The organism is Bacillus hominis (genome assembly GCF_018332515.1).
Classification (GTDB): domain Bacteria; phylum Bacillota; class Bacilli; order Bacillales; family Bacillaceae_G; genus Bacillus_A; species Bacillus_A hominis.
Genome location: NZ_BOQD01000195.1, coordinates 1 through 12,695 on the forward strand (window position 1 = coordinate 1; position 12,695 = coordinate 12,695).

The 12,695-nt window shown below is 35.9% G+C and carries 15 protein-coding genes; 4 read left to right on the forward strand and 11 right to left on the reverse strand.

Annotated features, from left to right (window positions below; all coding sequences use genetic code 11):
- Positions 1–130 precede the first annotated feature (130 nt).
- Together KI356_RS18655 and KI356_RS18660 are read left to right on the forward strand one after the other, a co-directional pair.
- Positions 131–1,333, forward strand: a complete 1,203-nt coding sequence (locus KI356_RS18655) for an MFS transporter (RefSeq protein WP_212936113.1) — start codon at positions 131–133, stop codon at positions 1,331–1,333.
- Positions 1,334–1,799: 466 nt separating this feature from the next.
- A complete protein-coding gene (locus KI356_RS18660) occupies positions 1,800–3,455 on the forward strand; it encodes a Na/Pi cotransporter family protein (RefSeq protein WP_128283136.1) in 1,656 nt (551 codons plus the stop codon).
- Positions 3,456–3,490: 35 nt separating this feature from the next.
- Here KI356_RS18660 and KI356_RS18665 read toward each other — a convergent pair whose 3' ends face one another.
- Positions 3,491–4,489 (reverse strand): YhdH/YhfP family quinone oxidoreductase, encoded by a 999-nt coding sequence (locus KI356_RS18665; RefSeq protein ID WP_212936114.1) that lies wholly within the window; start codon positions 4,487–4,489, stop codon positions 3,491–3,493.
- 314 nt (positions 4,490–4,803) lie between these two features.
- Between KI356_RS18665 and KI356_RS18670 the strand changes: the two genes are divergently transcribed.
- Both KI356_RS18670 and KI356_RS18675 read left to right on the forward strand, forming a co-directional pair.
- Positions 4,804–6,012 carry an LCP family protein gene (locus tag KI356_RS18670; RefSeq protein ID WP_212936115.1) on the forward strand — a complete coding sequence of 403 codons (1,209 nt, stop codon included), beginning with the start codon at positions 4,804–4,806 and terminating at the stop codon, positions 6,010–6,012.
- Positions 6,013–6,161: 149 nt separating this feature from the next.
- Complete coding sequence (locus KI356_RS18675) at positions 6,162–6,602, forward strand: hypothetical protein (RefSeq protein WP_002116389.1); 441 nt, start codon at positions 6,162–6,164, stop codon at positions 6,600–6,602.
- A gap of 90 nt (positions 6,603–6,692) precedes the next feature.
- Here the strand turns inward: KI356_RS18675 and KI356_RS18680 are convergent, their stop codons facing one another.
- The 10 genes from KI356_RS18680 to KI356_RS18725 form a co-directional block, all read right to left on the reverse strand.
- Positions 6,693–7,460: a sulfite exporter TauE/SafE family protein gene (locus KI356_RS18680; RefSeq protein ID WP_128283133.1), complete on the reverse strand. Its 768-nt coding sequence runs from the start codon at positions 7,458–7,460 to the stop codon at positions 6,693–6,695.
- A gap of 33 nt (positions 7,461–7,493) precedes the next feature.
- Positions 7,494–7,973, reverse strand: a complete 480-nt coding sequence (locus KI356_RS18685) for a DsrE/DsrF/DrsH-like family protein (protein WP_128283132.1) — start codon at positions 7,971–7,973, stop codon at positions 7,494–7,496.
- Between the two features lie 72 nt (positions 7,974–8,045).
- Positions 8,046–8,342 (reverse strand): rhodanese-like domain-containing protein, encoded by a 297-nt coding sequence (locus KI356_RS18690; protein WP_016128744.1) that lies wholly within the window; start codon positions 8,340–8,342, stop codon positions 8,046–8,048.
- Between the two features lie 20 nt (positions 8,343–8,362).
- A complete protein-coding gene (locus KI356_RS18695) occupies positions 8,363–8,725 on the reverse strand; it encodes a rhodanese-like domain-containing protein (protein WP_212936116.1) in 363 nt (120 codons plus the stop codon).
- 36 nt (positions 8,726–8,761) lie between these two features.
- The gene (locus tag KI356_RS18700; RefSeq protein WP_071747801.1) at positions 8,762–8,992 is read right to left on the reverse strand and encodes a sulfurtransferase TusA family protein; all 231 of its coding nucleotides are present in this window, start codon (positions 8,990–8,992) and stop codon (positions 8,762–8,764) included.
- Between the two features lie 21 nt (positions 8,993–9,013).
- A complete protein-coding gene (locus tag KI356_RS18705; protein WP_212936117.1) occupies positions 9,014–10,150 on the reverse strand; it encodes an MBL fold metallo-hydrolase in 1,137 nt (378 codons plus the stop codon).
- A gap of 38 nt (positions 10,151–10,188) precedes the next feature.
- Entirely contained in the window at positions 10,189–10,749 is a 561-nt protein-coding gene (locus KI356_RS18710) for a sulfurtransferase TusA family protein (protein ID WP_212936118.1), read from the reverse strand.
- An 88-nt stretch (positions 10,750–10,837) separates the two neighbouring features.
- Entirely contained in the window at positions 10,838–11,101 is a 264-nt protein-coding gene (locus tag KI356_RS18715) for a metal-sensitive transcriptional regulator (protein WP_000456206.1), read from the reverse strand.
- Between the two features lie 179 nt (positions 11,102–11,280).
- On the reverse strand, positions 11,281–11,670 hold the full coding sequence (locus KI356_RS18720; protein ID WP_212936119.1) for a DUF2606 family protein: 390 nt from the start codon (positions 11,668–11,670) through the stop codon (positions 11,281–11,283).
- Positions 11,636–12,529, reverse strand: a complete 894-nt coding sequence (locus KI356_RS18725) for a trypsin-like serine peptidase (protein ID WP_238486207.1) — start codon at positions 12,527–12,529, stop codon at positions 11,636–11,638. The genes KI356_RS18720 and KI356_RS18725 overlap by 35 nt, the downstream gene beginning before the upstream one ends.
- Between the last annotated feature and the right edge of the window lie 166 nt (positions 12,530–12,695).

Consider the following 12,695-nt stretch of genomic DNA (forward strand, 5'->3'; position numbering starts at 1 on the left):
ATTAGCCTTCACCAATCGGGCGTTAACGGACAGCAGGGCTCCCACCTAACTTCTTTGCTCCAGCCAAATTTTGAGGTGAGAGTCTTACTGCCCGTTAACGCGGGAAAACTTTTATATAGGGGATGAATATATGGGAGAGGCAATACTCGTAAAGCGAGAACCGTTATGGACAAGAGAGTTTATTGCGCTAATTCTAGCAAACTTATGTATGTTTTTAGGATTTCAAATGTTAATTCCAACTTTACCTGTTTATGTGAAAGAAATTGGGGGCACAAGTTCAAATATCGGGTTCGTTGTCGGTATGTTTACCGTTGCGGCACTTTTTGTTAGACCGCTAACTGGAAATGCCTTGCAAAAATTCAACAAAAAAATCATTTTAATGATCGGTACTGCTATTTGTTTACTCGCTATGGGCAGTTATCTTTTCGCTTCAACCGTTTTCCTATTGCTTGCCGTTCGAATTTTACACGGAGCTGGTTTCGGTATTACAACGACTACATACGGAACTGTCGTTTCAGATTTAATTCCGCAAGCTCGCCGCGGCGAAGGCATGGGGTATTTCGGTCTTTCTGGAACTATCGCCATGGCACTCGGCCCGCTTATCGGACTTTGGCTTATGCAAACATATAACTTCACGATTCTTTTTTTATGTGCACTTTCATGCACAATAGTTTCATTAATATTAACGAAACTACTTCAAATCAAAAAATCGCCGCAACCACCACAGCAAACATCTGTTACCTTTCTCGATGGGTTTATTGAGCGTAAAGCTTTACTTCCTTCATTATTAATATTATGTATTACATTAATGTACGGAGGGATCGGGAGCTTTATCACATTATTTGCTACGGAAGTCGGCATTGCCGATATTAGTCTCTTCTTTTTATTTAACGCACTTGCAATCGCTGTAACTCGTCCGTTTTCTGGAAAATTATATGATACGAAGGGCCATACCTTCGTCATCATTCCAGGAGTTATTATAACGTTTACAGGTATTATTTTACTGTCGTATACAACTACAATTCCGAGTTTAATTATTGCGGCAGCATGCTACGGAAGTGGTTTTGGAGCGATTCAACCAGCACTACAAGCATGGATGATTGACCGAGTAGCACCGCACCGGAGAGGAGTCGCAACAGCAACATTCTTCTCAGCATTTGATCTTGGAATTGGTGCTGGAGCGATTATTTTTGGATTCATTGCACACTTTACAAACTATGCAACTGTATATCGTTATTCTTCCCTATTACTTATCGCGTTCCTTTTCATTTACATCACAAGCTTACGGAAACAAAAGCAGGGAGATAAAATAAACGAAAAAGCCGCTGGGTAATGTTAACTGATTCTTTTTCAAAGTACTTGGACTAAAAAAATCATATATACACAAATGCAAAAAGCAGTGGATTCCTAAGAAAAATCACACTGCTTTTTTCATTTTCATTTAATACATTCATTTCACACCTCCCCCATTTCCCCTACATATTTTTCTAACTTTGATCAAAAAATATGCAAAGAACCATTATTATAAATAAGGTGAAATTTTACTTATAGCCCACCCAATTTGGATAGTTTACCTCTCCTATTTTTACTATCCACAAATAGTGTGACAAATGTGATTTCTTTACAAACTGATTAGATATATCATCGGAAAAACCAATTAAATCCAGGTGTTTCTTTAAAGAAATGTAAACTTTTCACCACTTTGTAAATTTAGTGTAAATTTTACTGATAAACCGTTTACAGTGTCTCAAGGTTTAGTTAATAATTACATCGTACATGAAATTTAAGGAGTGGAATGCGTGGAATATAATATTCAAGATATGATCTTCCAGTTCATTGGTGGATTAGGTATTTTCTTATTCGGGATTAAATACATGGGCGATGGACTGCAACAAGCAGCTGGAGATCGTCTTCGCGATATTCTAGATCGTTTTACAACAAATCCTCTTATGGGTGTACTAGCAGGTATGTTAGTTACAGTATTAATTCAATCAAGTTCAGGAACAACCGCTTTAACAGTCGGACTTGTAAGTGCCGGATTTATGACATTAAGACAAGCAATTGGTGTTATTATGGGTGCAAATATCGGAACGACAGTTACTGCATTTATTATCGGGATTAAAATCGGAGAATACGCTCTCCCTATTATGGCAGTTGGAGCTATCTTACTATTCTTCTTTAAAAATAAAAAAGTACATTCTTTAGGTCAAGTTATATTCGGTTTTGGTATGTTATTCTTCGGTTTAGAATTAATGAGCTCAGGTATGAAACCTCTTCGCTCTTTAGAATCATTCCAAGAACTAACGGTTAGCATGAGTGATAACCCAGTTTTAGGTATTGTTGTCGGTACAGTCTTCACTTTAGTTGTACAAAGTTCAAGTGCGACAATCGGTATTTTACAAGAATTATTCGGTCAAGGTGCAATTGATTTACAAGCTGCTCTTCCTGTATTATTCGGTGATAACATTGGTACAACAATTACAGCTGTATTAGCAGCAATCGGTACTTCTATTGCAGCAAGACGTGCAGCATTAGTTCACGTTATCTTTAATATCGTCGGTACAATCATCTTTACGATTTTATTAGTACCATTTACAAGTTTAATTCAATATTTCCAAACATCTTTAAACTTAAATCCAGAAATGACAATTGCTTTTGCACACGGAACATTTAACATAACAAATGCGGTTATTCAGTTCCCATTCATTGCAGTGCTAGCATGGATTGTAACAAAACTTATTCGCGGCGAAGATTCTGCTATTGATTTCAAACCGCAACATTTAAATCCAATCTTTATTGAGCAATCTCCAGCCATTGCTTTAACTGAAGCACAAAAAGAAGTTATTCGTATGGCTGAATTTTCGTTACATGGCTTAAAAGAAGCAACCCAATTTTTAAATACTCAAGAAAAGAAACACGCTGATATGGCTACTCAATTAGAAGCTGCTATTAACAATTTAGATAAAAAAATTACCGAGTATTTAGTTTTACTATCAGAAAAACCACTTTCACATACAGACTCTGAAAAGCATTCAGTTCTAGCAGGTGTTGTTGGAGATATTGAACGTGTTGGTGATCATGTAGAAAACCTGGTAGAACTTGTAGATTTCCAAATTTCAAACCGCGTTTCACTATCAGATGAAGCACTAGCTGAATTAAATGAAATGCTTGAATTAACAATTTCAACATTACAAGATGCAATCAATGCCTTAACAAACTTCGACACTGAACTAGCTCAAACGGTTATTGCGAAAGAACGTAAAATCGATCAAATGGAACGTGTACTACGTAAACGTCATGTATTACGTTTAAACGAGCGTAGCTGTTCAGGTGATGCAAGTATTATTTTCGTTGATATGGTAAGTAACTTAGAGCGTATCGGTGATCACGCTGTAAATATTGCTGATGGCGTTTTAGGTGAACAAGGAAAAGCAAATTTAAAACAATCATTATAATAGAAAAGAGACGCTAATTTGAGCGTCTCTTTTTTTCATTTCATCTTTACAACCGTTCTTCCTTTTAACTTTCCTTGCAGTATAAGTGCAAACTTCTCATCTAATTCTTTTAATGTACATTCTTCTGTATAAGATAATAGCTCTGAATTTTTCCACTCACCGGCTAGCAATGCCCACACTTCTCTTCTCACATCTACTGGACATTGAACTGAATCTATTCCTAAAAGGCTTATCCCTCGCAATATGAATGGGTATACAGTTGTATTTAATTCCTGCCCTGCTACGTTACCACACGTTGTTACACAGCCTCCATACTTAACTACCTTTAAAGAACTTTCTAACATGTTTCCGCCTACAGTATCGACAACCCCAGCGTATATTCCTTTAAGCATTGGTCTTTCTGATTCATCACTCAATTCCGCGCGATGAATCATCTTTTTTGCACCTAAACGTAGCAGCATCTCCTTCTCTTCCATTTTCCCTGTTGCCCCTACTACGCTATATCCTAGCTTCCCTAAAATACTAACTGCTACACTGCCTACTCCGCCCGTAGCACCCGTTACTAAAACATCTCCCATATTAGGATTAATTCCTGCTCTAATGAGCTTATATACCGATAAGGCAGCTGTAAAACCTGCTGTCCCGTACATCATACTTTCCTTTAAAGACATTTCTTTTGGTAAAGGAACAACCCAAGATGATGGCACTCGAATATATTCTCCGAAACCACCAGAAGTATTCATACCTAAATCATATCCCGTTACAATAACTTGATCGCCTTCCTGAAAGGCGTTACTTCCACTACTAACTACCTCTCCCGCTGCGTCGATGCCTGGTGTATGAGGATATGTTCTCGTTACACCTTTATTACCAGTAGCTGAAAGGGCATCTTTATAATTTAATGAAGAATAATAAACACGTATTAATACGTCTCCTTCAGGTAAACTATTGACTTCTCTCTCAACAAGCTTTCTTTCAAATTGATTATTTTCTTTTTCGTTCACGACCATTGCTCGGAATGATGTATGATTCATTATGCTCTCTCCTCCATCCGTAAAATCTTTCTTTATTATATAAGAAGTACATATACAGCTAATCACATTTTCTTGGCTATATTTCAACAAATCTTACTTCTCTATCACTTTCTCACAATACATATTTTCATTTCTACTAAAACACATTATACTTGTTCTATATCTTAAAAATAAAATATAGAAAATCTGACTTTTTATAAATAAATTGAATTTTTACGAAATGTAAATGATTTGTAATGTTTTTTTTCGCTAAATTTCATTATAATAAGTGGATATGAGTGTCGTATTTCAATCCAAATGAAGGAGTACAAGAAATGGAGCAAAACCCATCTTTGCAAGAAAATACACGAACTAAACCGAAAAATAGTAAGAAAAAAACAAAAATTATTATAGGCGTTATTTTATTATTTTTAATAATAGGTGGCGGTTATACTTGGTTTTTAGTAAATAAAGCATCTTCTGCTGTTCGAAATGCCGCTCACGATTTAGCGCGCGGTGATAAATCTGATTTACGTGATAAAGCTGTAAAACCTATTACAAATAACGTCTCTGTCTTAATAATGGGTGTTGATGAAAGCGATGTCCGTGGGAAAGAATATGGTGAAGCTATAAGAACGGATGCACTATTACTTGCAACGTTTAATAAAGATAGCAAAACTGTAAAGCTATTAAGTATTCCACGTGACACGTATACTTATATTCCAGTAGAAAAGAAAAAAGATAAAATTACACACGCTCATGCATACGGTTCTACCAAAAACGGAAAAGATGGTGGACCACAAGCAAGTATTGATGCAGTTGAAAAGTTAATGAATGTCCCTGTCGATTACTTTGTAAAATTTAACTTTAAATCATTTATGAAAATTGTCGATGATTTAGGCGGCATTGAAGTTGACGTACCAGTTGAATTTACTGAACAAGATAGCAATGATAATGCCGATGCAATTCACCTGAAAAAAGGTGTTCAAAAGTTAAATAGTGAAGAAGCTCTTGCTCTTGCTAGAACACGACACATTGATAGTGATGCAATGCGTGGACAACGTCAGCAACTTGTTATTGAAGCTATTTTAAAGAAACTAACAAGCGTTGGATCCGTAACAAAAGTTGGTAACATCATTGATGATATTAACGGACAATTCGTTACAAATTTAACATTCGACGATATGCTTTCATTCTATAAATATGGAGCAGATTCTTCAATTGAGAAATTACAAATTGAAGGTGAAGACTGTTACATGGCAAAAGGTGATGATACATGTAGTCAATCTCCTGGTGGTGGCCGAACTTACTACTACAATCCAGATAAAAAAGAATTAGCTAATGTTACAAACGAACTTCGTACTCACCTTGGATTACCTGCATATACAAAATCTGATTCTGATTCGAAAAAAACAAGCTCAGAGAAAACAAAAGAATCTAAGTCTGAAAATACGAGTGAACGCGAATCAAGTAACAATGAAACTCAAAATAAGAATAAAAATAACAGTCAAGATACAGAAACATCGTCTAATGACAATGAATAAAGTGAAGCAGTGCTCTATGGAGGTAGAGCACTGCTTCTTTTTAATGCTTTCAAAACAAAAAAATCAGAACTTTCCAACTATCTTTTTTAATATTTTTAAATTATAATAAATAATAGTAATCTATTCCAATTATCAGGGGGCTCACACATATGAAAGCTGCAGTAAAACATAACATTTCAGATTTTAAAGAGTACTTAAAATCAAACGATATATACATGGAAGAAAATATAGATGAAAATGATGGTTCGGTACATTTTTCAGTAGGATTAGAAACAGAAGCTGGCGCAAAAATTCAACTTATCGCTGCTTTCCAAAGCGAACATCCTGCTGTGGATATATACTGCTTCAATGTTGCTCTTGTACCTGATTCAACATCAACAAATGACGTTTTACATGTCATCAATGAATTAAACACATCTTATCGATTTGCAAAATTCACGCTAAACAAACAAAATGCAATTGATATTTCAACATCTCTTGCATTCTCAGAACCAAACTTTAATCCCGCACTTGTCTTTGAACATACGAGAATGCTGTATAAGCTGGCAAACGATGAATATAAGAACTTAATGAAAGTTATTTGGGCATAAAGTGAAACTATAATCGGTGGAAGTTTTACTGCCCACAAAGAGCGGGATAAAATAAAAGGATGGGCTGCAAGCAGCACCATCCTTTTTTATTCATATCATATCGATCCACATCTTTATAGCGGTGCCTACAATTAAAATAGATAATACATATTGCAAAACTTTTTGATTCACTCTCTTCCCTACTCTCACCCCAAGGGGAGCGGCAAATAAACTTGCTATCGCAACGATAAGAGCCGGAATAACAACTATTTGTCCAGTAATCACTTTCCCAGTAGTAATTCCTATCGAGGAAATAAAAGTAATAGCGATAGATGTTGCTATTGTCGTACGTATCGGTAGTTTTAAAACAACTAGCATAATCGGGACTAAAAGAAATGCACCACCAGCCCCAATAATGCCGGAAACACTTCCTACACTAAACGCTAGTAAACTAGCTAGCCATTTATTGTACATAATCTCCTCTGATCCCTTACGATCGCTTCGCTTCGGTATAAACATCATAATAGCCGCAATAGTAGCTAATAATGTGTAAACAATGTTTACAGCATGCTCATTTAATAGATTCGCACTAAAGCTACCTACAAAGCTTCCTATTAATATACTAGCTCCCATATACACAACTAACGTTTTATCCATATCGTTACTTTTCCGATATGCCCATGCACCTGCAAAAGTTGCAAAAAATACTTGAACCGCTGTAATACCGCTCACTTCATGTGGTGTATAGCCAGTAAATCCTAGCAATACTGGAATGTATAAGATCATCGGATAATTAATAATTGCACCGCCAATCCCAACCATTCCTGAAATAAACGAACCTATAAACCCAATAATAAAAAGTAGTACTGTTAAACTCATATTGTATCCCCCGCCTTCTAAAAAGAAGGTGATTTAAATAAATAAATTCACATTCCCATCCGAAGCATCTGCTAAATATGCACCTACTCCTGCAAACTCTACCCCTTCCATAATCTCTTCCTCTTTTAACCCTAATAAATCTACTGTCATTTGACAAGCTACAAGTTTAATACCCTGTTCTTTCGCCAAATCAATTAAATCCGGCAAAGGCATGGCGTTATGTTTTTTCATAATACCTTTTATCATCTTTGGTCCCATACCAGCAAAATTCATTTTAGATAATCCCATTTTACCAGCGCCGCGCGGCATCATTTTTCCAAACACTTTCTCTATAAACGTTTTCTTTACTTTCACATGCTCATCTTTCCTTAAGGCATTTAATCCCCAAAAAGTATGAAAAATAGTCACCTCTTGATCGTACGCCGCTGCGCCATTTGCAATAATATAAGCTGCCATCGCTTTATCATAATCTCCACTAAATAAAACAATCGTCGTTTTCTTCTGTTGTTCCATGTTGTTCTCCCTCCAATTACCTATAGGGGTATTTGGTTGTTTATAAAAAGGCTCAAATCGTTTATCTTCATACTATACGACTTTACCTTCCCAAGCTAACATACCACCTACCATATTGATCGCTCGAAAACCGTAGCTCTCTAAAAACTGAACTGCTCTTGCACTTCTTCCTCCTGAGCGACAAACGATAATATATTCCTGATTTTTATTTAGCTCATGCATACGAAATTCTAATAGTCCTAGCGGAATATTACATGCTTCTAGAATTTTCCCTTCGGCTACTTCTTCTACTTCACGTACATCTACGATATTTACTGCTTCTTTACGTAACAATTTTTCTTCTAATTCTTTTGCAGTCATTTCTTTCATATTTCCCGTCCCCTTCTTAATTACAAGCAAGCATTCATACCACCTGAAACATTGATAACGCGCTGAAACCCTAATTTTTTTAATACTTTTGCTGCTTGCTTACTTCTCATCCCGCTCTGACAAATAACGATTACTTCCTTATTTTTATCTAGCTGATTTGCTTTACTAACTAACTCATTTAGCGGGATATTCTGAAATCCTTTCATATGATTTCCTCTATATTCACCTACTGTACGAACATCGATGAATTGTTTCCCCTTTTTCCCCACTATACTCTTTAATTCTTTTCCATTTATATTTTGAACACCTTTCACCGGTAAAAAACGTGAAATAATAAACGATGCAGCAAGTACAATGAAAAGCGTACTTAATATTGTGTTCATATAACTCCCCCTCTACATTTATAAAATTATTTCTTTCTACGCCTTCTTAATCCAAAACTTCAGTACATCGCTTTCTTCTGCATGTTTTACGATGTCATGACCAGTTTTGTTTGCCCACGCTGGAATATCCTTAATTGATCCTTTATCCGTTACATGTACTTCTAACACTTCTCCAGATTGTAAAGTATCCATCGCTCTTTTCGTTCTTACAATCGGCATTGGACATGCTAAACCTTTCGCATCTAATACTTGTTTTACATTCATCATCTATTCCTCCAGTTTGTTATTTTATAATGAATCATGAACTGCACAACGATTTGGGCCAATCTCCATTTCACGCTCTTCTTCCACACTCGGATAAATCTTACCCATATTCGTTTGACGAATTTCTTCATAAGCATTCGGCTGAGGCGGTAAGTTCTCTGTCACAGTTTTACGAAACTCTACCTCATCCACAATATTTAACCCTACATTCTCCTTAAATAAATCTTGTAAATACGCACTCACAATGCCTCTGTCGTCCATTTCACTTATTTTTGAATAATGAGCCGGTAAAACGATTAAATCTTGAGATAATTCCTTATAACGTTTATATAAAGTATTTCGTAAATCCCCTACCCAGTCTTCCGCCTTCCCAGCAAGATCTGGACGCCCGATTGAATCTACAAATAAAATATCGCCTGATAATAAATACGTCTCATCAATAATAAATGATGTACTTCCAATCGTATGCCCTGGTGAGTATAGCGCATCAATATGAATTAGGGTACCCCCCACCGTAATAACAGTACTTTCTACAAGCGGTTCGTAAGAGAAAATGACTTCCTCCGCATCTTTTGGAGGTAACCAATACGTACCGCCTACTTTTTCAGCTAACTTACGCCCACCAGAAATATGATCTGCATGTAGATGTGTATCCATTACGTTAGTAATAGTAGCCCCGTGCTCTTTTGCAAAATCTTCGTATGCTTCAATTGTTCTCACCGCATCAATGACTGCTGCTTCACCGTTTGAAATGACCATATAAGATAAACACCCTTTTCCAAGGCGATTAAATTGATATATACTTCCCCCGCCCTGTACATCTCCTACTTTTAATGGCTTCACATATTCACTCCAAGCTTTCATACCGCCAGCTAAATAAAAAACATTATTGAAACCAGCATCTAACAATTGCTCTGCGACAAACTGCGAAGAACCTTCTTTCGCACATACAACTAAAATTTCTTTCTCTCTCGGCAATTCATCTACAATATGATCTACACCATCTAATAAATCAAAATACGGTTTGTTTATAGAAGTGATTTGTTTCCCTTCAATTTTCCAATCTTCATAATCCGTCTCATTCCGAACATCTAAAATAAACAACTCTCCGAATAAAACTTTCTCTGCGACCTCTTTTGCTTGTAATATCTTAACACTCATTCAATTACCCCCGTAGGTATATTTTTATTTAAAAAATTTTATTTTCCTACATTCCCTTGCCACTCTAACATACCTGGAATGACATTCTTCACATTTGAATAACCTTTCTCTTTCAACATTTGACAAGCTGCATCACTGCGGTTACCAGTTCGGCAAATAACATAAATTTGCTTCGTCTGATCTAACGTTGCACTGTCTAATTCGCCTAACGGCACCGAAATGGCGGATGGAATATGACCAAAAGCGAATTCCGCTGCTTCGCGAACATCTAATACGATGCACTCTTCTCCGTGAGATAATATATCCTGCAATTCCGCATTCGTAATTGTATGAGGATATTTCACAACTTCATTCACTTCATGCTCGTGTGCTTTCCTCACATAATGCATCAATATGTCACCTTCGTGTTTCGTCCCGATATATTGATGCCCTACTTTACTCGCCCAACTTTGTATATCTATCGTTGATCCTTTATCTGTTGCCTCAATTTCAATCACTTGCCCCGATGCGAGACTCTCCATCGCCTTCTTCGTCTTCACAATCGGCATCGGACAAGCCAAACCTTTACAATCTAAACTCATATCTACTTTTATACTCATTATCGATTCCTCCACATTTCATATACATATACCTGTAGGGGTATATTAAAACGTTTTTGAAAATCTGTCAACACTTATGTTTGACAGATTATCGGCTTTTTACAAGTAATTGAACAGCTTCTTTAATTAACTCTTCATTTGAACCATTGCCACTTTCAAACTGCTCACGTAAACATTGCTCTAAATTTGTTCCAACAACAAGTCCAATTGTACGATCTAATGCAGAACGCGACGCCGTTAACTGTGTAATAACCTCTCGGCAATCTTTTCCTTCTTCCATCATACGAAGCACACCACGAACTTGACCTTCAATACGTTTCAAGCGGTTTTTCATGTCTTGATTATATTCCACTGTAAACCACCTCCATAATTATAACTATATTATACATTACTTTGTAACTTTGTATAATATCATATACCCTTTAGGGTATATTGTAAAGTTTTTAATTTTAAGCCTATAATGTATACTTTCTAACCATATAAAAATAGACCGAATCAACCATATGGCTTGTTTCGGCCTATCCTTATTCATTAATTTACGTTAATCGTTATTAATTCAGCTACATTTCTATCATTAATCACAATCGCTTTTTTCTCATTATTCGGTAGTAAAATTATATACTTCCCTTTTCTCGGAGTCTTCCAAATGAATTTTCCTTCTTGATTAGTCTTCCCTATCGAAATTACGATTTCTTTACTAGGCCCAGGTGATTCATCTTTTATAAGCATAATTTCAAAATCTTTTATCGGTTGTTTCTCTTTATTCTGAACATAGAAAGTTATAGGATTACCAACCTTACTAGCATTCTCCTCATTATTTGCCATACAACTAGACATCAAGATTATGACCAATATACAAAACAAAATCCCAATAGACTTACTATATTTATTCAGACCATTTTTTAATATTATTAAACACATTGTCTGTTATCCGATTTCCAGAATTCTTATTTTTATTTCCTCTTGTATGAATGGCTATTATTTTGACACCCGTATCAAAATAATGGTATACAGGTGACCCACTTTGCCCCTCATAAGTATCAATCCTATACGTTAAAATTCTAGGGTTAACGCCTTCAATTGGACCATAGTCTCTCCACATTGTGTAACGTTCATTTCCTACCTTATCAGCTGGATATCCAGGAATCACCGCAAGTAAACCTTTTGGTGAATCTACATAGGTAGTTCTATATCCCAACCAACCTGTATAATCTCCGGGAGACCCATTTAATTTAATCGTTCCATAATCATAATCTGAATTTTCATTATCAGTCCATCCACTTACTGAGTAAAGTTTTGTTCCTCTAAAAGGTAAATACGGTGCTTGTCCTCCATTACGACCTGGAGTTACAATAACATTTGTCGCCCATCCACCAATTTCTTTATTGTAAATACAATGTCCAGCTGTAAGCACTGTATCTTTACTAATTAGTGCTCCTGTACACCCATAAATTTCTCCATTATTATACTGAGTTGCTACATGGACTATAGCGCTATACGGATATGAAGTTGTATCATTGACCCGTATTCGATCATCTATTCCTATAACAGAATAGGTGAGAATATTAGGTGAATAATTTAACTTAGTATTTTCCAATAAATATCCCCAATCTTCCCTACCATGTTTACGCCCTTCAAATGAAGGCGAAACAAGATCTTCTCCTATTAGATCATTACTATACAAAGATTGTTCTTGAAAAAGTACACGTTCTCCCTCATTTGAAACTGATGTCCAAGGCACATCTTCTGCATATACCTTCTGATTTACCCAAAATACCATATAAAAAAAGATAAAGAGAACACCAAGACTGTAAAGAGCCAACCTACATCTTATAGAAATAAAGCTATACACTTTAACTTACCTCCTATATAAATGATAGCGAACAATTGAGGATCCCTTTATAAATTCTAAGTTTTCTTTTTTTAGAAGTCAATGTAATTAATAA